Source organism: Chloroflexus sp., from assembly GCF_034435895.1.
Lineage (GTDB): Bacteria > Chloroflexota > Chloroflexia > Chloroflexales > Chloroflexaceae > Chloroflexus.
In genome coordinates this window covers 12401-33750 of the sequence record NZ_DAOTWH010000115.1, presented here as the reverse complement: position 1 = coordinate 33750, position 21350 = coordinate 12401, and the positions used below count along the sequence as shown (strand labels likewise).

General features: G+C 60.6%; 19 protein-coding genes. 10 read left to right on the top strand and 9 right to left on the bottom strand.

Annotation, left to right across the window (positions count from 1 at the left end):
- The 3 genes from U9R81_RS06880 to meaB form a co-directional block, all read left to right on the top strand.
- A partial coding sequence (locus U9R81_RS06880) for a methylmalonyl-CoA mutase family protein (RefSeq protein WP_322494766.1) occupies positions 1-1547 on the top strand: 1547 nt, incomplete at its 5' end.
- On the top strand, positions 1544-3745 hold the full coding sequence (scpA, locus tag U9R81_RS06875; protein ID WP_066783363.1) for a methylmalonyl-CoA mutase: 2202 nt from the start codon (positions 1544-1546) through the stop codon (positions 3743-3745). The genes U9R81_RS06880 and scpA, both read left to right, overlap by 4 nt.
- A gap of 109 nt (positions 3746-3854) precedes the next feature.
- Positions 3855-4967, top strand: coding sequence for a methylmalonyl Co-A mutase-associated GTPase MeaB (gene meaB, locus U9R81_RS06870; RefSeq protein WP_322494765.1), 1113 nt, complete (start codon positions 3855-3857; stop codon positions 4965-4967).
- A gap of 31 nt (positions 4968-4998) precedes the next feature.
- Here meaB and U9R81_RS06865 read toward each other — a convergent pair whose 3' ends face one another.
- From U9R81_RS06865 to U9R81_RS06835, 7 genes are all read right to left on the bottom strand, one after another.
- Entirely contained in the window at positions 4999-5676 is a 678-nt protein-coding gene (locus tag U9R81_RS06865; protein WP_322494764.1) for a response regulator transcription factor, read from the bottom strand.
- Positions 5677-5720: 44 nt separating this feature from the next.
- Positions 5721-6263 carry an acyl-CoA thioesterase gene (locus U9R81_RS06860; protein WP_322494763.1) on the bottom strand — a complete coding sequence of 181 codons (543 nt, stop codon included), beginning with the start codon at positions 6261-6263 and terminating at the stop codon, positions 5721-5723.
- 267 nt (positions 6264-6530) lie between these two features.
- A complete protein-coding gene (locus U9R81_RS06855; protein WP_322494762.1) occupies positions 6531-7355 on the bottom strand; it encodes a class I SAM-dependent methyltransferase in 825 nt (274 codons plus the stop codon).
- 244 nt (positions 7356-7599) lie between these two features.
- A complete protein-coding gene (locus U9R81_RS06850; protein WP_322494761.1) occupies positions 7600-8916 on the bottom strand; it encodes a WD40 repeat domain-containing protein in 1317 nt (438 codons plus the stop codon).
- A gap of 163 nt (positions 8917-9079) precedes the next feature.
- Positions 9080-9703 (bottom strand): molybdenum cofactor guanylyltransferase, encoded by a 624-nt coding sequence (locus tag U9R81_RS06845; protein ID WP_322494760.1) that lies wholly within the window; start codon positions 9701-9703, stop codon positions 9080-9082.
- Between the two features lie 20 nt (positions 9704-9723).
- Positions 9724-10971, bottom strand: coding sequence for a transcription termination factor Rho (gene rho, locus U9R81_RS06840; protein ID WP_322494759.1), 1248 nt, complete (start codon positions 10969-10971; stop codon positions 9724-9726).
- 23 nt (positions 10972-10994) lie between these two features.
- A complete protein-coding gene (locus tag U9R81_RS06835) occupies positions 10995-12011 on the bottom strand; it encodes a DNA-directed RNA polymerase subunit alpha (RefSeq protein WP_066783377.1) in 1017 nt (338 codons plus the stop codon).
- A gap of 350 nt (positions 12012-12361) precedes the next feature.
- On the opposite strand from U9R81_RS06835, the gene U9R81_RS06830 reads away from it, so the two are divergent.
- The 7 genes from U9R81_RS06830 (at position 12362) to U9R81_RS06800 (ending at position 18698) form a co-directional block, all read left to right on the top strand.
- Entirely contained in the window at positions 12362-12898 is a 537-nt protein-coding gene (locus U9R81_RS06830) for a TlpA disulfide reductase family protein (RefSeq protein ID WP_322494758.1), read from the top strand.
- 84 nt (positions 12899-12982) lie between these two features.
- Positions 12983-13717: a prolipoprotein diacylglyceryl transferase gene (locus tag U9R81_RS06825; protein WP_322494757.1), complete on the top strand. Its 735-nt coding sequence runs from the start codon at positions 12983-12985 to the stop codon at positions 13715-13717.
- 56 nt (positions 13718-13773) lie between these two features.
- The gene (locus tag U9R81_RS06820; RefSeq protein ID WP_322494756.1) at positions 13774-15075 is read left to right on the top strand and encodes a response regulator; all 1302 of its coding nucleotides are present in this window, start codon (positions 13774-13776) and stop codon (positions 15073-15075) included.
- A gap of 66 nt (positions 15076-15141) precedes the next feature.
- Positions 15142-16854: a circadian clock protein KaiC gene (gene kaiC / locus U9R81_RS06815; RefSeq protein ID WP_322494755.1), complete on the top strand. Its 1713-nt coding sequence runs from the start codon at positions 15142-15144 to the stop codon at positions 16852-16854.
- A complete protein-coding gene (locus U9R81_RS06810; protein ID WP_322494754.1) occupies positions 16844-17152 on the top strand; it encodes a circadian clock KaiB family protein in 309 nt (102 codons plus the stop codon). The genes kaiC and U9R81_RS06810 overlap by 11 nt, the downstream gene beginning before the upstream one ends.
- Positions 17153-17156: 4 nt before the next feature.
- Positions 17157-17462, top strand: a complete 306-nt coding sequence (locus U9R81_RS06805; protein ID WP_322494753.1) for a circadian clock KaiB family protein — start codon at positions 17157-17159, stop codon at positions 17460-17462.
- Positions 17463-17564: 102 nt separating this feature from the next.
- Positions 17565-18698 carry a sensor histidine kinase gene (locus U9R81_RS06800; protein ID WP_322494752.1) on the top strand — a complete coding sequence of 378 codons (1134 nt, stop codon included), beginning with the start codon at positions 17565-17567 and terminating at the stop codon, positions 18696-18698.
- 15 nt (positions 18699-18713) lie between these two features.
- On the opposite strand, the gene U9R81_RS06795 is transcribed toward U9R81_RS06800, so the two are convergent.
- A complete protein-coding gene (locus U9R81_RS06795; RefSeq protein ID WP_322494751.1) occupies positions 18714-20693 on the bottom strand; it encodes an acyl CoA:acetate/3-ketoacid CoA transferase in 1980 nt (659 codons plus the stop codon).
- 17 nt (positions 20694-20710) lie between these two features.
- Positions 20711-21337 (bottom strand): haloacid dehalogenase, encoded by a 627-nt coding sequence (locus U9R81_RS06790; protein ID WP_322494750.1) that lies wholly within the window; start codon positions 21335-21337, stop codon positions 20711-20713.
- Positions 21338-21350: the final 13 nt, after the last annotated feature.

Here is a 21350-nt window from a genome sequence, read left to right as displayed (position 1 = left end):
ACGGCTGTCTCGGCGCTGATCCGCTCGGCGCGCTGGCCGCCAGTGGCGCCTTGCCGGCCTCGCTCGACCGTTGCTATGACCTGCTGGCCGAGTGGACGCGGTGGGCAATGGCGCATGCGCCCCGCCTGCGCACGATCGTAGTCAGCACCCACGTCTACCACAACAGCGGTGCCCACACCGCCCAAGAGCTGGCGTGCGCTCTCGCCACTGGCGTGGCCTATCTCCGCGCGTTGCAAGAGCGCGGCCTGAGCGTCAACGAGATCGCCCCGCGCATCCAGTTTACCTGCTCGGTGGGATCGCAATTCTTCCTCGAAGTGGCCCGCCTGCGCGCCGCCCGCATGCTGTGGGCACGGGTAGTGGCCGCCTTCGACGGCGATGAAACCGCCCAGCAGATGCACCTGCACGCGCGCACCTCGGCGTGGACGAAGACGCGCTACGATGTCTATAACAACATGCTGCGCGCCACCGGCGAAGCGATGGCGGCGGTGATGGGTGGGGCGCAGAGCATCCATATCAGCCATTTTGATGAAGCGTGGGGCTTGCCCGACGAGTTCTCGCGCCGGATCGCTCGCAACCTGCATGTGATTTTGCAAGAGGAGTGCAACTTCTTCCGCCTGATCGATCCACCCGGCGGGTCGTGGGCAGTCGAGAAGTTAACCGACGAGATCGCTGCCAAGGCATGGGAGTTGTTCCAAGCGATCGAACGGCAAGGAGGTATGGCGGCGGCCTTGCAAGCCGGTAGGCCGCAAGCGGCCATCGCCGCCACCCGCGCCGAACGCTTTGCCGCAATTGCCCAGCGCCGCGAAGTGATCGTCGGCGTCAATATGTATCCCAATCTCAGCGAGAAGCTGCCGGAGGTGCGCCAGATCGATCACGTCCAGTTGCACGCAGCCCGCGCCGTCGATCTGCGCCATGCCCGCGAAATGCGCTCGGAAGAGGCCGCTAAAGCGGCGCTGGTTGAGCTGTCGTACCAACGCACCATGGCCGCCACGCTGGCCGCCGTGCAGGCCGGCGCAACTATGGGTGAACTGAGCTGCGCGCTGGCTGCCGCCGATAGCGCCGCGCCGCAGGTGGAACTGCTGCCGGCCCACCGCGCCGCCGAGCAGTTCGAGGCCCTACGGGCCACTGCCGACGCCTACACGACCCGCACCGGTCGCCGCCCGGCAGTCTTCCTCGCCAATATGGGGCCGATCAGCCAGCACAAAGCGCGGGCCGATTTCTCCACCGGCTTCTTCGCCGCCGGCGGCTTCGCTGTGATCAGCAACGATGGCTTCGCCACTACCGAAGAAGCTGCTGCGGCTGCGCTCGCTTCCGGCGCTGAAATTGTGACGATCTGCTCAACCGATGAGACCTACCCGGATATTGTGCCGGCCCTGACCCACGCGATCAAGGCGCAACGGCCCGATGTCACGGTCGTGCTGGCCGGCTACCCGACCGATCTAATCGATATGTATCGCGCTGCCGGGGTCGATGAGTTTATCCACCTGCGCGCCAACTGTTACGAAACGCTGGCCCGGCTGCAACGCCTGAAAGGAGTGGCTGAGTGAAGAACCCCGATTTCACCACGCTGTCATACCGCGACGAGCGGCCCGCGCCCGATCTAGCCGCGTGGCAAGCGCGGGCCGAACAAGAGGCCGGCAAACCGCTGAGCGAGCTGGTCTGGCGCACGATGGAACAGATCGAGGTGCGGCCACTCTATACGGCTGTTGATCTGGCCGGCCTTGAGCATCTCGGCTTTACCGCCGGCATTCCACCCTACCTGCGCGGCCCCTATCCGACGATGTACGTCACCCAGCCGTGGACGATCCGCCAGTACGCTGGCTTTTCCACCGCCGAAGCCAGCAATGCTTTCTATCGGCGCAACCTCGCCGCCGGCCAAAAGGGCTTGTCGGTGGCCTTCGATTTGGCTACCCACCGCGGCTACGACTCTGACCACCCGCGGGTGGTGGGTGATGTCGGCAAGGCCGGCGTTGCCATCGACTCGATCCTCGACATGAAGATTCTGTTCGACGGCATCCCACTCGATCAGATGTCGGTCTCGATGACGATGAACGGCGCGGTGATTCCGATCATGGCCTTCTACATCGTCGCCGCCGAAGAACAGGGGGTGCGTCCCGAACAGCTCACCGGCACCATCCAAAACGACATCTTGAAAGAGTACATGGTGCGCAACACCTACATCTACCCGCCTGAGCCGTCAATGCGCATCATTGCCGATATTTTCGCGTACACGGCCCAGCACATGCCCAAGTTCAACAGCATCAGCATTTCCGGCTACCACATGCAAGAGGCCGGCGCCACCGCCGACCTTGAGCTAGGCTATACGCTAGCCGACGGGCTTGAGTATGTACGCGCCGGGTTGAAGGCCGGCTTGACGATTGACGCCTTCGCGCCGCGGCTCTCGTTCTTTTGGGCGATCGGGATGAACTACTTCATGGAGATCGCCAAGATGCGCGCCGCCCGCCTGCTCTGGGCCAAGATTATCAAGCAGTTCAACCCGCAAGACCCCCGCTCGCTGGCGTTGCGCACCCACTGCCAGACTTCAGGCTGGAGCCTCACCGAGCAGGATCCGTTCAACAATGTGGCTCGCACATGCATCGAGGCGATGGCCGCCGCCCTCGGCCATACCCAGTCGTTGCACACCAATTCGCTCGACGAGGCGATCGCGCTGCCGACCGACTTCTCGGCCCGTATTGCCCGCAATACCCAGTTGTACCTGCAAGAAGAGACCGGCATCTGCAAGATCGTCGATCCGTGGGGCGGTTCATACTATCTCGAATGGCTGACCGATGCGCTGGCCCGCCGGGCGTGGGCGCATATCCAAGAGGTCGAAGAGCTGGGTGGCATGGCCAAGGCTATCGAGGCCGGCTTGCCCAAGTTGCGGATCGAAGAGGCCGCTGCCCGCCGGCAAGCCCATATCGATTCGGGCCGCGAGACGATCGTCGGTGTTAACAAGTACCGGCTTGAATACGAAGCACCGATCGAGATTCTGGAAGTTGACAACACTGCCGTGCGCCAAAAGCAGATCGAACGGCTGCAACAGTTGCGCGCCGAGCGCGACGAGGCTAAGACGCAGGCGGCGTTGAATGAGCTGACCCGCGTGGCGGCGACCGGTGAAGGCAACCTGCTGGCGGCAGCAATTGAAGCTGCCCGCGCACGAGCTACCCTCGGCGAGATTTCGATGGCGATGGAAAAGGTCTTTGGCCGCTTCAAAGCCGAAATTCGCTCGGTGGCCGGCATTTACAGCAGCGAGTACAGCGACGCCGAGCAGATTCAGCACGTGCGCGCTATGGCCGATGCCTTCGCTGCCCTCGAAGGTCGCCGGCCCCGGATGCTGGTCGCCAAGATCGGGCAAGACGGCCACGACCGCGGCGCCAAGGTGGTGGCAACGGCCTTTGCCGACCTCGGCTTCGATGTCGATATTGGCTCGCTCTTCCAGACCCCGGAGGAGGTGGCCCGGCAAGCGGTTGAAAACGACGTGCATGTGGTCGGGATTAGCTCGCTGGCCGGCGGCCACAAGACCCTCTTGCCGCAACTGGTGGAAGAGTTGCGCAAACTGGGCCGCGAGGACATCATGGTCGTGATTGGCGGGATTATTCCGCCACAAGACTACGAGTTCCTGCGCGCGCATGGCGCGGCGCTGATCTTCGGCCCCGGCACCATCTTGCCGGTCGCCGCCGAGAAGCTGTTGCGCGAACTGCAACAACGGCTGCATGGCGATAGCATCGCTGCGCCGGCCCAGTGAGACCGTGAGTGCATCGCAGATAGTCACCCCTCTCCCCACCGGCGGGGAGAGGGGCCGGGGGTGATGGTTCACACACCCAGTGCTCCTGTTCAGCCAAACAACAACACCTATGACCAACGACCAGCCAACCGCCGAAGAGATGCCCTTTGCGCTGTCGGTGCTCGCCGGGATCGCCAGCCGCCACGATGGTCTGCCCGGCAGTGCGCCGGCCCCCGCCACGCCACCGTCTGGCCCACGCCGCCGGCATTTGACGGTCGAGGAGTATGTCGAGGGGGTGCGCAACGGCGACCGCGCCATTCTCGCCCGCGCCATCACCCTGATCGAGAGCAACGCTCCGGCCCACATTGCCCAAGCGCAAGAGGTGCTGCGCCAACTGCTGCCCTCCACCGGCGGCTCGCTCCGGGTCGGCATCACCGGCGTACCCGGCGTCGGCAAGAGTACCTTTATCGAGGCACTTGGCACCATGCTCTGCGAACAGGGCCACCGGGTCGCGGTCTTGGCCATCGACCCATCGAGCAGCATCTCGCGCGGCAGCATTTTGGGCGATAAAACCCGGATGGAACGGCTCGCCCGCCACCCCAACGCCTATATCCGGCCTTCGCCGTCGGGCGGCAGTTTGGGCGGCGTCGCGCGCAAGACCCGCGAGACGCTGCTGGTCTGCGAAGCCGCCGGTTTTGATGTGGTGCTGGTCGAGACGGTCGGTGTCGGCCAGAGCGAGACGGCGGTGCGCGGGATGGTGGACTTTTTCTTGTTGTTGATGCTGGCTGGCGCTGGTGATGAACTGCAAGGGATTAAGAAAGGGGTGATCGAGCTGGCCGATGCGCTGGTGATCACCAAAGCCGACGGCGACAACAAAGCGCGCGCCTTGGCGGCCCAAGCTGAGTATCGCCACGCACTGCGATACCTCTCACCGGCCACGCCGGGTTGGAAACCGCCAGTGCGCACCTGTTCAGCGCTGACTGGCGACGGCATCACCGCCGTTTGGCAAGAGATCGAACGCTTCCGCACCGAGATGACGGCCAGCGGCGTCTTTGCTGCCCGCCGCCGTGAGCAGGCTCGCGATTGGCTCTATCATTTAATTGACGAACAGTTGCGCACGCTCTTTTTTGCCCACCCTGCCGTGCGCGAACGGTTGCCCGTCATCGAGCAGGCGGTGGTTGAGGGAAGTTTGCCGGTGGTGAGTGCGGTGCAAGAGTTAATTGCAGCCTTGAGCGAACGGTAGGGGCATAGCGTTGCTATGCCCCTACCGTTCGCTACGCATCCTCCCGCAAAATATACCCCACGCTCCGCACGGTATGGATCAAGCGCGGCTCGCCGTTGGCTTCGAGCTTCTGGCGCAAATAGCGCACATAGACCTCGATAATATTGCTCTCGCCGCCGAAATCGTAATTCCACACCCGATCGTAGATAATGTCGCGGGTCAGCACCTGATTCGGATGGCGCATAAAGAGTTCGAGCAGATCGTACTCTTTGGCCGTCAGCTCCACTCGCCGGTCGCCGACGCGCAACTCGCGCGAGCGAGTATCGAGGGTCAGATTGGCGAAGCGCAACACCTCTTGGTTTTGGCTGACCTGCTGACGGCGCAATTGGGCGCGAATGCGAGCCAGCAACTCTTCAAAGGCGAACGGCTTGACCAAATAATCATCAGCGCCGGCTTCCAACCCGATCACCCGATCACGCACCGCATCACGCGCCGTCAAGATAATGATCGGGACGCTCGACTCGGCGCGCAGCCGGCGCGCAACTTCAAGCCCATTCACCCCCGGCAGCATCAAATCAAGGACGACCAGATCGTAGTTGCCGGCAACGGCCATCTCTAGGCCACGGATGCCGTCATAGGCAACATCAACCTGATAGCCTTCGAGGTGAAGACCACGCCGCAGGTAAGAGGCAATTTCAGTTTCATCTTCAACTATCAAGATTCGCACCATACCTGTAGTATACGAAGAGGTAGGGCGCTCGTCAATGTTTTTCCCTAATGCGGCTCGCTATCGAGTTCATTCATAAAATCTTCCGGGTGCTGGCGAATCTCAAGGCTGCGCTGCTCGATCTCGCGGCGCAACTCACGGCGCAAGCGGGCCGCCATCCAGCGCCGGCGCTGTTCCGCCGTTTCGATCCGCACCGGCGGCACCGGGCACGGACGAAAATTCTCATCAACCGCCACCATCGTAAAGTAGCAAGTCATCACGTGGCGCTGGGTGCGAGCCGTGATATTCTCAGCCACCACCCGAATCCCCACCTCCATAGACGTATTGCCGGTGTAGTTAATTGAAGCCAAAAACGTCACTAATTCGCCGACATGAATACGAGCGCGAAAAATCACCTGATCGACCGAGACCGTCACCACATACCGTCCAGAGTAGCGTGACGCGCACGCAAAAGCTACCTGATCGAGCAGTTTCAAAATATGACCGCCGTGAACATTGCCGGCAAAATTAGCCATATCAGGCGTCATCAAGACGGTCATTTGCAAGGTGCGGAACTGCTCAGGCTGGTGCGTTCCTCCATTAGTTTCCATAGCTCAACTCCACCAGATGGGAACGATGAAGATGCTGCTTTGTCAAGTATACTCGCGAGAGATACGCACAGCCGGGGTCAATCGCATCGCCGGTCGCAAGCGGATGCAGCGAGCACGGCGCGTTAATATGAGGCAGTCAAATTACCACACTCCATACTGTTATCGCCAATGTGCCAAACAGTTCAGCGGTTGCTGGAGATAACCTGCCTGTCGCTGATGGCATACGGCAATCACACTACCGCACGCCATACTGCGGCCAACGCCTCGTTATTGGTAGCTGAACACCAACAGATAATAGCGCCAGAGGCCAGCATTGAGGGTGCGGGTTTGGGCAATGCAGCCGCGCATCGCCGCGATCTGAAGTTCAGATTGCAACCGGAGCGCGCGCAGCACGAGCGCCGCCGGCAGGGTCAGTTGGGCGAAATGGCCGAGGAAGCGCAGCGACGGCCCGGCACTGAGGGTAAGGTCATCGCGTTGGCGCAAGTGCAAACCGGCTGTTTCAGCCAGTGCGATCAATTCGTCAACCGTCACCAAATCGGGCATAGCCCACGGTCGTAACCATGACCGCAATTGATTGCACTCGGCAGGAGATAAATCAGATCGCGCTGCGAAACGATCAGCGATAACAACCCTGCCCCCCGGACGCAACACTCGCCTGATCTCAGCCAACAGCGCCGGCTTATCCGGCGCATGGCAGATGCTCTCCAGCATCCACACTACATCGCAACTCGCGTTGCGCAGCGGCGCCGCGGCGTAATCGGCGCACACAAACGTAGCCGGCCCGCCACGCCGCGCCCGTTTGGCCTGTTCGGGCACGATGGTGAGGCCGATCACCGGCCCATCGTGGCGAGCAGCAATCGCATTGGCGCTCGCGCCGGCGCCGCAACCAGCATCAAGCAAACACTCACCGGGAGCAAGCTGGGCTGCCGCCAACAACGTCTCGTCAATCAAACGCAGAGCCGCGAGATGGCTGCGCGCCTGCTGCCACAAACCGGCATGCATTGCCTGCGATCCACGGATGATGCCGAGCACGCGGAACATCCAGTCCGTCTGGCGATAGAACGCACGCACGGCGTGGTGATGATGAAGCATTACCGAAACCCTACGCTCATTGTCATTGCGAGGGCGTGGTGGCGACCAGCGCAGCGAGCGCCACCCGCCCGCTGCAATCTCCCCGTCAGCGCAACCCATGCCTGAGCACACCCCTCTCGCTCTCGCGGAGGATGGCTGCGCCGCGCGTCACCCCTCCTGTCATTGCGAGGGCGTGCAGCGCCCGAAGCAATCTCCCCGTCAGCGCAACCTATGCCTGAACGCATCCAGCGCCTGCTCGAACAAGCTATTGGTACGACCAAATGCGCACAGTTGAATCGAAGCTGCCGCTGGCCAACAAATCGCCACCCGGCGCAAACGCCACCGAGGTGACACTTTCGTTATGTCCGCTCAACTCCCAGCGCAACGCGCCATCGCGTACTCGCCAGATCCGCACGATCCGGCCATAGTGCGCGCTCGCGAGATACTGATTATCAGGGCTAAACGCTAAGCTGAAGCAGGCGCCGGAAGGAGTTGCTAACATCTGCAACGGCTGGCCATCATCAACCTGCCAGATAAAGATCAGGCCATCGCCGCCAGCGCTCGCCGCCAATTGGCCATTCGGGCTGAAGGTAACGCTGAAGATCGCGTCACTATGCCCGCGCATTGCCCGCACCAATGAGCGATCATACATCTGCCAGAGCCGCAAGACTCGATCATGTCCAGCAGAGAGCAGCAGATTGCCATCAGGGCTAAAGGCGACGCTATTGATCACCCCCTCGTGACCGGGCAATATCCCCCTCAGACCACCATCAGTCGCATCCCACAAATAGACCGCCGGATCCCAGCCGCCGGTGGCGATCAAGTCACCGCGCGGCTGGAAGGCAATGCTAAAGAACGCACCGTGACGCTGGTCATCACCCAAATGTACGAGGATCTCGCCGTCAGCAACACGCCAGATCCGCGCGCCGTGCTGGCGACCCGCCGCTGCAACCCACTGGCCGTCAGGACTAAACACGACGGCATGGAGTTCGCCAATATTCCCGCTAATGACGCGCTGCAATTGGCCATCAGGCAACCACCAGAGCCGCAGCATGCCATCCCATGAACCGGTTGCGAGCATGTGCTGATCGGGACTAAACGTCAGACTGTTCACCCAGCTCTGCACAGCTAACAATTGGCACAGCAGCGGACGCTGGATGGCCAGCGCATCAGTCGCTGGCTGTTCGAGCTGGAACAGGCGGTGATGCGTCGCTAACGAGTGCCGGTTAGGCCGCAACGCCAGCCGGTTGGGCTGGCGCAGCCGTCTGCCAGACAGCGCGCCGTACTCGCTATCCCGCAATTCCGGCGCCACCAGCACTTCCAGCGTCATCGCATCAATCGTCAATAAGCCAGCATGAAAGAGAATCTGCAAATCAGCGCGCAACAACAGCGCATTATGCGGCTCCGCCGGCCCGTGCGAATCGATCAAGACCGGGCGTAATACCGCGGCTACTTGGCAACCACTGATAGCACAGGCGCCGTCATACGCCACCAGCAATTTTTGCCACAACACCTCTAACGCCGACGAAACAGGGTCGGCGGACGACCCGATCACACTATCGAGATAAGAACGCTGCTGCATTGTCAAACTCGGTCGTCGAATGCGCGAATATCCACGTGGCTTTAACAAGCATAGATCAACTATATAAATGATACCTGTGGGTCACCACATTGTAAGATAACATTTCTTTCAAATTGGCGGCGCACACAAGCAACGCCAAACGCCACCGCTCGACAACCGGCCATTATTCAATCCGCCTCAACCATTCTTGGGCGGCAACCAAGTCATCCGGCGTGTTCAGATTAAGCAACGAGCGCGCAGCGGGATCAAAACGATGCCAGAGGGCAGGGCCGGGATCGACCCAACGCAACGTCATCAACGCAGCTTGCAAGCGGCGTTCGCCGACGGCAAAGGCCCGACGCAACGGCGGGAGCGCGCTTTGCCGGTAGACAGCGAACAGGGGTTGTGGTTGGTCAGGCTGGCCGGGGGGAGTAGGCACCAGCGCATCGCCGATAAACGGCCACTGCGCCAGCGCCGCTAATACTTCTGGAACGATCAACGGCATATCGGCGGCAATCACCAGCGCCGCCGGCGCGCGCATGGCTTGCAAACCGCTGATCAGACCGCCAAGCGCACCGCTGCCCGGCTGCTCGTCGGGCACGATCCGCGCTGGCACGTCGGGCCACACTTCGGCATCATTGAGTACGACGATAGTCTCAACGCACAGCGGCTGCAACAGTGCAACAGCATGGCCGAGCAAATGCGGGCCGCTTTCACCCCACAGCCGTAACCGCCGCTTATCAATCCCAAAGCGGCGACTACGCCCACCGGCAATCACAATCCCGCTCAGGTCGACATCACTGGACATGCGCACGCGCAGCGAGGTGATTATGAGCCAACTTTGCCCAGCGACGCAAGGAACTCAGCATTACTCTTCGTCTTGGCCATGCGGGTCAGCATCAACTCAGCGCCTTCATTCTCGCCAACCATGCTGACCATCCGCCGCAGCATCCAGCTCTGGCGCAGCGTCACCGGATCGAGCAACAGATCCTCGCGGCGGGTGCCTGAACGCTGAATATCGACTGCGGGGAAGATGCGCTTCTCGGCCAGCTTGCGATCGAGATGCAGCTCCATGTTACCGGTGCCCTTGAACTCCTCGTAGATCACATCGTCCATACGCGAACCGGTGTCAACGAGGCAGGTAGCGATAATGGTGAGCGAGCCGCCATCTTCGATATTGCGCGCCGAGCCAAAGAACCGCTTGGGCGGGTAGAGGGCCGCAGGATCAACACCGCCAGAGAGGGTGCGCCCGCTCGGCGGCATCGCAATGTTGTAGGCGCGGGTCAGACGGGTGAGCGAATCCATCAAAATCACCACATGGCGCCCGTGCTCCACCTGCCGCTTGGCCTTTTCGAGCACCAATTCAGCCACCTTAATATGCTGTTCGACCGGCTCATCGAAGGTAGCGGCCACCACTTCACCCTGCACCGAACGGCGCATATCGGTCACTTCTTCGGGCCGCTCGCCGATCAAGAGTACAATGAGCTGAATATCAGGCGCATTGGTCGTCACGCCATTGGCAATCGCCTTCAGCAACATCGTCTTGCCAGCTTTGGGAGGCGCGACAATCAAACCGCGCTGGCCACGCCCAATCGGCGCAATCACATCAACAATGCGCGTCGGGAGAATATTCGGCTCAGTCGAGAGCACAATCTGCACATTGGGATGGATCGGCGTCAACTGCTCGAACAGCGGTCGCTTTTGGGCCATTTCGGCTGGCAGGCCATTGATCCGCTCGACATAGAGCAACGAGGGGTAACGTTCAACCTCTTTGGGCGGGCGCACACGCCCCTCGATCATATCGCCGGTGCGTAGATTAAAGCGACGGATCTGGGATTGCGCCACATACACATCATCGTTGCTGGGGCTCAGCCGCGGATTGCGCAAGAAGCCGTGGCCTTCGGGAACAATTTCCAGTAAGCCGGAACCCTGCATTGTCACAGGTTCTTCGACCACGGCGGTTGTTGCTGGCGAAGCATGCACACCTTCGCTCCCGGCTGATGCCCCCGCATCACCATTCACCCGGCGCCGGCGCCGGCGTGTCTTATCGGCTGATTCGGGGGTGCCTGTCGTCATACGCTTGTCATCCATTGCGTGTCTTATAACTCCTCTGCGTGGGTTGCACCGGTTGGCGGAGTAGTGTGGTCGGCTGATGAGGCGGGCAACCGGCCAGAGGCGGCTTCACCCGAACGATAGCCGAGCGCCTCCAACCGATGGTGAATCTCTTCAATCCCCTTCGCGCCCAAATTGCGAATCCCCATGAGGCCACGATCATCAAGGCGCAACAACTGCCCGATGGTGTGGATCTCCGCGCGGCGCAAACTATTGTAGGTCCGAGTACTTAAACCAAGCTCATCAATCGTGCGATTTGCAATCTCTTCCGGAATCGGCGGGGGCAGATTAGGCTGCTGTTCAGGCTCTTCCGGCTGGCTCAAGCTCACAATCCGGCCAAAATACTGGGTCAAGACTTGAGCGGCGTGGCTCAACGCATCACCCGGCTTGATGGTGCCATCAGTCCAAATTTCAAGAATGAGCCGATCGTAGCCGGTGAGCGGGTCATCACCCATCTCTTCCACCAAGAAGTTGACCCGCGGGATCGGGCTAAAGAGGGCGTCAACCGCAATCTCGCCGATCGGCATACCGCTCACCGTATCGGCCAACTGCACACCCCGGCCACGCTCAACCGTCAACTGCATTTCGAGTGTTGTGTTCTCATCGTCAATTGTGCAAAGGTAGTGTTGCGGGTTCACGATCTCGACAGTGCTCGGCGTATCAATATCACCCGCAAACACGGGGCCGGGACCATGCTTGACCAACTGCAACGCCACTGCCCGATCGCTGTACGAACGCAGCCGGATGCCTTTCACATTGAGCACCAGTTGGGTGCCGTCTTCGACGACGCCGGGAATAGCAGTAAATTCATGAATCACACCTGCGACTTTGATCCGGGTAATGGCGGCGCCGGGGATTGACGAGATCAACACGCGACGCAACGCATTCCCGAGCGATGAGGCATGGCCGCGTTGCAGCGGCGCGATGGCGAAGCGGCCGTAATTCTCAGCCGCTGCAATGAGCGAAACCCGTGGCGTGATCAGCGACAGTTCAAGCGTTTCCATATTCCTGTTCCAGAAGGCTCCGCGACTCTAATGGCGCCCGTTGCTGCCATGCCGCACCGGCGCGCCCAACGAACAGTGCGCCTCGCCGAGCAATGGCGTGTCGGACTAACAGACTCAACCACAATAACGAATAACGAGAACGGGAAGCTGTGCTTACAGTGCGCTTTATTGGCGGCGCTGTAGCGCAGTTGGCGGCGGCAATACGCCTACATGTGTGCGTGACCTTATCATATCGGTGAGAGTTACACGCTGTGTTGGTCACAGACTCGTTATATGATACCATAAATTAGCGCATCTGTTACACGATTGCTGCGACGGCCCGCGGGCCGTCGCTTGAGGCGATGTATGCTATGAACAAGACCCAGCGTGATTGGTTGACCCTCATTCTCATGATTGCCGGTATCGGCTGGATTGTCATCAGCCGGCCGCCGGATCTGCCGCCGGTAACGGTGAGCCCGCGACCGGGCTTTGTCGCGCCGGCCATTGCTTTGCCGCAGGCCAATGGCGAGACTCTGCCACTGTCAGCGTTGCGCGGTCAGGTCGTGATTGTCAATTTTTGGGCCAGTTGGTGCGGCCCTTGCCGGGCCGAAATGCCTACATTGGAAAAACTCTATCAAGCCGAACGCGAACGTGGCTTGACGATTCTGGCCGTCAACAGCACGGTGCAAGACAATGAAAGCGCTGTGGCCACGATGCAACGCGAGTTCGGGTTGAGTTTTCCGATTGTGCTCGACCGCGATGGCGAGACCGGCCAGCGGTATGGCGTCCGGATGTTACCGACCACGTTCATTGTTGATCGCACCGGTGTCATCCGGGAGGTCTTCTTTGGCGGGCCGCTCAGCGAAGCCAGCCTGCGCAGCGTGATCGAACCGCTGCTCGGTGAATAGGCCGCGCTGATTCGCTGTATCAATCAAACCAAACGCAACCGGCACTGTTGTCGCTCAGTGTAACCACATACGCTCCCAAAACCTATGCTTCCTGTACTCAACATTGGCCCCTTTGCCTTGTACACGCCCAGCCTGATCCTGCTGTTAGGCGGCTGGCTCATCCTGCAAGTCGTTGGACGCGCTGCCCGCATCTACCAGCTTGACGGCGACCGGATCGAGATCGTCGTCTTTATCGCTCTGCTGGCTGGTGTCATCGGCGCGCGCCTTGGCTATGCGCTGATGGCATGGCCGAGTTATGTGGCCGATCCGTGGGCCTTGTTCTCGCGTGATTTGCAAGCCTTTGCTCCGCCCGCCGGCGTGGCGACGGCCATCGTGATCGGCGGCGTGATGCTCTGGCGGCAACGCTGGCCGCTGTGGCCCACCCTCGATGCGCTCGCGCCGGGAATTGCCCTCGCCGCCCTCACCCATGCCATCGCCCAACTGGCCAGCGGCGATGGCTATGGTCTGCCGGCAGAGGTGCCGTGGGCAATTAATCTGTGGGGTGAATGGCGCCACCCCACCCAACTCTACGCTGCGCTCACCGCGCTGATCGTCTTAGTCGTCTGGCGGGTGCGATATCGCCTACCGCAACCACCCGGCATGCTCTTTCTCACCGTCAGCGCTCTTCTCGCCGCCGGCACGCTCATCGGCGAAGGATTTGCTGCCACCGGCTGGCTCTTGCCGGGCCATGTGCGCGGGTCGCAAGTCGTCGCTTTGGCGATACTTGTCATCATTGTACGGATCTGGTCAGAGATCTTTCCGCAACACAACTATAGATAACGCGGTATACTAGCAGTACAACTAACCGCTTGTGCAGCTAAGCTCCGAGAAAATACATGCGGGTGTTGATCGTCGAAGACGAATTAATCATTGCCCAAGACCTGAGCCAGACCTTGCGGCGCATCGGTCATTCGGTCACCGATGTGGTGACGAGTGGTGAAGCGGCATTGGCTACGGTGGCGCGCCAGCCGCCTGATCTGGTCTTGATGGATATTCGCCTCAGCGGGGCGATGGACGGTATTGAAGCCGCGCGCCAGATTTACAGCCGTTGGGGGGTGCCGGTCATCTTTTTGACCGCGCACGCCGACGATCAGACTTTGCGTGAGGCGCTCCTCGCTGAACCGTGGGCCTACTTGCTCAAACCGTTTGACGAACGCGAGCTTGAGGTCGCCATCGCTGTCGCCGCCTATAAGCACCGGCTCGAGCGGCGCCTGCAGGCGAGCGAACGCCATCTCCGCACCACCTTGACCAGCATTGGCGATGGCGTGATTGTCACCGATCCGCAAAGCCGGATCACCTTCGTTAATCCGGTGGCTGCGCGCCTGTTGGGCATTTCCCCCGAAGAGGCAATCGGTTGGCCCTTGGCGCGCGTCTACACCTTGGTTGCGACCAATACCGGCTTGCCGGCTGATAGCACGCCACACCATCCCGATTCGGTAAATAGCTTGCCAGCCCCAGTCACGCTCCTGACCCGGAATGGCGATCGCTTGCTGGTTGAACATACCGTGGCCCAAATTACCGGCGATGACGGCGCCAACGAGGGTGTGGTGATCATTTTCCGTAATGTCAGCGAACGGCAGCAGGCGATCAACCAGTTGCAAGAAGCGAAACGCCGGTTACAGACCAATCAATCGTTGTTAGAACAGCGTGAACAGGCGCTCGCCGCGCTTGGCACGCTTGCCCATACTCTCAATGCAGCGCGCTCGCGCCAAGAGATCTATGCGGCCATTATTACCGTTGGCGCGACCTTGTTACCCGGCTATCGCGGTTCTTTGTTGATCTACAATCCTGACACCGATCTCGTCCATCCAGTTGGGCACTGGGGTGAACCGCTCGTTCACCGGCCGGTGCCTCGCTGCTCGTGTTGGGGAGAACGGCGCTGGGCGTTGAGTCTGGCCGGTGACAGCCATGGGTGCAATTTTATCCCGAACGGGTTGCTCGGCGAGCGGATGTCGCTACCCATCCGGCAACACGATGAGGTGATTGGCGTACTGAGCCTGTACCATCCCGATCCGGCGCAGAGCAGCGGCTACCAGTTGGCGGCAATAATTGCCGAATTAGCCAGTTTAGGGTGCGGCGCGTTGGTTGGCAAACATGCGGCCAAGGCGATGAACCGCGCCGATCCGGCTGATGAATGATGCCACTCGTAGCCGCCGTGTGTTACGAGGAGGGGTCGGTATTGTTGGAGGAGAAGAGGAACGTTGGTGGAACTGCCTGCCGCCATCACGAACTTGCCTAAAGCGCCAACCGGGATCCGTGGTCTCGATGACATTACCGGCGGCGGTCTGCCGCGGGGCCGGCCTACCCTGATCTGCGGCGGCCCCGGCTGCGGCAAGACCCTGCTGGCGTTTGAGACGCTGGCCCGCGGCGCGGCGCTCTATGGCGAACCCGGCCTCTTTGTCTCGTTTGAAGAGAGCCCGGCTGATTTGCGCATCAATACAGCCAATCTGGCCATCGATGTCACCGATCTGGAACGGCGCGGGTTGTTGCTGATCGAACAGATCTCGCTTGATCAGGGTGAAGTGGCGGAAGTAGGCGAGTACGATCTCGAAGGCCTCTTCATCCGGCTCGGCCTGCTGATTGACCGGATCGGGGCGCAACGGATCGTGCTCGACACCATCGAAACCCTCTTTAGCGCGTTTGGCAATCAAGCCATTCTGCGCGGCGAATTGCAACGGCTCTTCCGCTGGTTGCGCCAGCGTGGCCTGACTGCCATTATTACCGCCGAACGTTCCGGGCAAGGCCTGAGCTGCTTTGGGATCGAAGAGTTTGTGGCTGATTGCGTCATTTTGCTCGACTACCGGATTACCGAGCACGTATTGACCCGCTATGCCCGCATCGTCAAGTACCGCGGCTCATCGCACGGCGTCAACGAGTATCCCTTTACGATCGGGCCGCATGGCATCACTATGCTTCCGATTACCTCGTTCGGGCTAAGGTATCCGGTTTCGGCCGAACGCATCTCAAGCGGCTTTCCCGATCTTGACCAATTGCTTGATGGTGGCGGCTATTACCGCGGCTCCACCATTCTGGTTAGCGGCCCGACCGGTTCGGGCAAAACGAGCCTTGGCGCGTCGTTTGTCGCCGCTGCCTGCGAGCGCGGCGAACCGGCGATCTTCTTCGCGTTCGAGGAGTCAGCCGATCAGATTGTGCGCAATTTGCGCTCAATCGGGATTGATCTGCAGCAATGGCGCAATCGCGGCCTCTTGCAGATTATCAGCAGCCGGCCTTCCCTAGCCGGTTTAGAGACCCACTTGATCACGTTGCTCGAAACAGTGGAACAGTGCGGTGCGCGCGTGGTGGTGATCGACCCGATCACCGGTTTTCATACCATCAGCCGCCCGGTTGCTATTACGACCATGCTGTTCCGCCTCTTCGATGGCCTTAAGTCATTGGGGGTCACGACCCTCGCTACTAGTCTGACCAATGCCAGCGCTGATCCTACCCAGAGCGAGGTCAATATTTCATCGCTGGTCGATACGTGGATCGTCTTGCGCAACCACGAGGCCAACGGCGAACGCAACCGGAGCTTGCTGGTGCTGAAATCCCGTGGCATGCGCCATTCCAATCAGGTGCGCGAGCTGGTGATGGATGCGCAAGGTTTGCGGTTGGTAGACATTTACGCCGCCGGCGAGACCGTGTTGGTTGGCGCAGCGCGCATCGCCGAGCAAGAGCGGCGCCGGCACGAACAAGAACTGCAAGAGCGGGAAGCGATCCAGCGCCAGCGCCGCTACGCCTTGCAACAGCGATTGTTGGCATTGCAGATCGAAGCGTTGCAAGCCGAGTTGGCTGCGCTCAATGACGAGATGAACGCGGACGCAGACCTATCGGAAGCGCGCGCACAGGCCCAGATCCAGAGCCGGCTAACAACCAGCCGGTACTGTGACTCTACCCAAGAGGGCAGCGATGGCAGATGAAGCGCCGGAGTATGAATATGATCTGTGGCTCTACATTGCCGGGCAGACCCCCAAAAGCCTGCTCGCAATCGCTAACTTGCGCCGGATTTGCGATCAATATTTGCAGAGCCGCTACCGGGTTCACGTGATCGATTTGCATCACGAACCCGAACGGGCGATTAGCGACAATATTCTGGCCATTCCCACCTTGGTGCGCAAATTGCCGCTGCCCATTCGCAAAATCGTAGGCGATCTCTCGAACACGGAACGGGTGCTGGTTGGTCTCGATCTAACACCCCGGCGACATACAGGGAGCTGAGCCGATGGATATCACCAATCAGCCAGTTGTACCATTGCTGCGATTGTACGTCGCCGGCGCGACTAGCCGTTCGACCCGCGCGATTACCACGGTGCGCCGGTTGTGCGAGCGGTATATACCCGGTCGCTACCGGCTTGAGGTGATCGATGTCTATCAACAGCCTGATCGGGCGCGCGAAGATCATATTATTGCGACGCCGACCTTGCTGGTTGTCGAACCCGGCCCGCCTACCGCGTTTATCGGTGAATTGCGTTCGTCGGATTGGCCGCGAGTGGCTGCCGCGTTGAATATTCTGACTGATGATGATTAAGTAATGTCGCTTCACGAGCGTGGTACCGGCAACCCACGGGGTTGCCCCCATACACCCTCGCGCGAGTACATAGGGAAGTGCCGTATGGGAAATGAGCCACAAATGATCCCGGCCGAGATTGCTCGCCTTCAAGCGCGCCTCGCTGAATTGGAAGAGTTGGTGAGAGCCTTACAGATGGGCGAAGCTGATGCGCTGGTGATTGATGGGCCGCGCGGCCCGTTGATCTACACCCTGCGCGGCGCCGAACACCCCTACCGGGTGTTGGTCGAAACCATGAATGAAGGCGCCTTGACTCTATTGGCCGATGGCACCATTCTCTATTGCAATAGCAAGTTCGCTGAGATGGCCGGTCTGCCCCAAGATCAATTGACGGGCCGCTCGTTGCTCGATCTGGTCGCGCCGGCTGACCGGCTGCTCTGCGCTGAATTGCTCGCTGCCGGCGCCGCCGGTTCGAGCAAGGGGCCAATTACCCTGCAAGCGGTTGATGGTTCGCAGCGACCGGCCCAGATCTCGTTGCGCGCCTTGCGCGACGAGACCGAAGCCCATATGTGCGCGGTGGTGACCGATTTGTCGGGGCCGCAAGCGGTCGCAGCCCAACTGCGCGCCGCGCTGGCGGAAAAAGAACTGCTGCTGCGCGAGGTGCATCATCGGGTCAAAAATAATTTGCAGATCGTGTCAAGCCTCTTGCGCTTGCAAGCCGAAAATATCAGCGATGAGCGGGTCAGCGCCGCGGTTCAAGATAGCCAAAACCGCATTCGCGCCTTAGCGTTAGTGCATGAACAACTGTACCGCTCAGAGAGTCTAGCCCACATTGACATTGGCGAGTATTTGCAAAATATTGCCGCCAGCGTCTGGCGTTCGCTTAGTATGCGGGGCAGCCCGATCCGGCTGGTTAGCGAAGTGAGCCACGGCATTAGCATCAGTATCGATCAGGCGATCGCGCTGGGCTTGATCGTCACCGAACTGGTCTCGAATAGCGTCAAGCACGCTTTTCCCCATGGCGCCAAAGATGGCACCATCAGTTTGCGGTTGCATAAAGAGGGTGATGCGTTGCGTGTCGAAGTCGCTGATAACGGCGTCGGTATGCCACTCACAGTCAATACTGGCGGCGGTAGCCTTGGCATGCAACTGGTGCAGGGCCTCTGCCGCCAGATTGGGGCCACCTTGCAATTTGGCGATGGGCCGGGCGCCTCCGTGGTGATTCGGGCACCCATGGGGAAGGCTGATGCCGGTTAGAGGTGCAGCCCGCTCTTAACCGGCATCCTTGGCTGGCGACGCGCGCAACGCGCGTAATGCCTCTTCTTGCTGCTCGAACAAATGCGGCGCTACCCCCCTCGCCGCCAAGGCGTCGCCGATCTTCATCCGCAAAAAGGCGCTCGTCGTATAGCGAGTGACGCGGGTGTAGTACCGTTCCATCAAGTGCGCGACCATCGCACTATATTCCGGCAACAGTTCCGGCGTAATGCTGAAGTTGTCGTAGTTGACCACCGCCGCCATACGCTGGCCGGCCCGGCGCGCCAGTTGGTCAACGTGATCGGCAATTGCGGTAATCTGTTCCGGCCGGGTGATGCGCAGACCTTCAAAGTTGATAAAGAGAATGCCGCTGTGCGGGTCATAGCTGAAACGCCGTTCGAGCGGCAAGCCAACCAGTGCTGTCCGCAGCCCCATTGGCCCATCCCGAAAGATGCGCGCATCCATCACGCGCACATCGGCGGCAATCGCCGGACGAAACGCCATCTGGGCCAGAATATCGCGTTCAAGGTCGATGCCGGGGGCAATCTCGCACAGCTCAATCCCTGCCGGGGTCAGCCGGAAGACGGCGCGCTCGGTGACGTAGAGCACCGGCTGGCCCCGCTTGGCCGCGTAGCGCCCGCTAAAGGTAATGTGCTCGACCTGTTCAACGAACTTGCGCTCACACCCCGCTTGTACGATCTGGAGCTTCCCATCATGGACGGCCACCTGCAAGCCACCGGCGGTAAAGGTGCCCACAAACACCACCCGGCGCGCATTTTGGCTGATGTTGATAAAGCCGCCAGCGCCGGCCAGCCGCGGGCCGAATTTGCTCACATTAAGGTTGCCAGCAGCATCGGCCTGCGCCAAGCCAAGGAAGGCCAGATCCAACCCGCCGCCGTCATACAGATCAAACTGCGCTGGTTGATCGACAATCGCATCGGTATTAATGCCGGCGCCGAAATTGAGCCCGCTGCTCGGAATGCCGCCGATCACCCCCGGCTCGGTCGTGAGCGTTAACAGGTCAGAGATGCCCTCTTCGGCGGCTACTGCCGCAATTCCTTCCGGCATGCCAATGCCGAGGTTCACGACGGCATTGGCCTGTAGTTCAAATGCCGCCCGGCGCGCGATCAGTTTGCGCTCGTTGAGCGGCATCGGCGACAACAGCTCGGTAGGCGCCCGAATCTCGCCGCTCAGCGCCGGATCGTAGGCCACGGCAAAGGTCTGCCAATGATGTTCGGGGCGCGCCACGACGATGCAATCAACCAGAATGCCGGGAATCTTGACGTGACGGGGCGAAAGGGTGCCACGCTGGGCCAACCGCTCGACCTGCACGATCACGATCCCACCGGAATTGTGAGCAGCCATCGCCAACGCCTGCGCTTCCAGCGTCAGTGCCTCGCGCTCCATGGTGACATTGCCTTCAGTATCGGCGGTCGTGCCACGCAAAATGGCGACATTGATCGGGAAGGTCTTGTAGGCCAGATATTCCTCGCCATCAAACGTGATCAGCTCGACTAGATCAGTTTGGGTGCGCTCGTTGAGTTTACCGCCGCTGATGCGTGGATCGACGAATGTGCCGAGGCCGACGCGCGTAATCGTGCGCGGCTTGCCAGCAGCGATGTCACGGTAGAGGTGGGTAATCACGCCCTGCGGCAAATTATAGGCTTCGATCTGCCCGCTGACGGCAAGACGTTGCAAGGCCGGCACTAAGCCCCAGTGGCCGCCAATCACCCGGCGCACCAAACCGGGCAGACCGAGATGGTTCAACCCCTTCGTTTTCCCATCACCCTGCCCCGCTGCATAGACGAGCGTCAGATCATGCGGTTCACCGGTAGCGCGAAACCGTTCCGCCAATGTGATCGCGATCTCTTCGGCAAAGCCGGTGCCGACAAACCCACCCGTCGCGACGGTATCACCGCTGCGGATCACCTGCACGGCATCGGCAGCGCTCACCACTTTATTGCGGCGACCCTGCGTTTCCTGATCAACCTGCATCATACCACCACCATTGCCGGCTACCCAAGCCGCGCTTCCAACGCTCGCATCGCCGCCGCCAAATATTCCTGCCGGATTGCTGCCGTCACATCGCCCCGAGTGCGCTCAAGCACTGCCCGCAGCGCATCGGTGGTGCGCCGCAGACCGCCGGTAATCGCTTCGGGAAAATCGACCGTGATCAATGCGCTGTAGATATCGTCCATCACGCCCAGCAATTGTTCGCCACGCGCCACCTCACCCCGGCGCAACCCATCGAGAATCGCCCGACGCAGCTCGCTCGCCGCCTCGGCCAAACCGTTGAGATAGGCCGCCGGCTCAACGCCAATCATTTCACCGGTTGGCGGCTCGTCACCGGCCAAAAAGGCCAACACTAGATGCGCCTCGGCGTACTCTTTCAAGGCATCTTGGGTATAACCGGCGTAGCGCACTTCAGGCGCACCAGCAGTAGCATCATTGAGTTCGGCTACTACTCCCGCAGCCACCGCCAAGAGATGGCGGGCCGTGGCAAAATCGCCGCGATGGGCAGCACGAATACTGTTGGCGCTTTGCCTCACTAAAACGCGAGTCGCCGCGATCGCACGCTCGCGTGCGGTGTGGATACCCTCAAGCTGTACCGCGCACCCGGCAACAATCTGCTCGATGCTCATACAGAACCCCTTG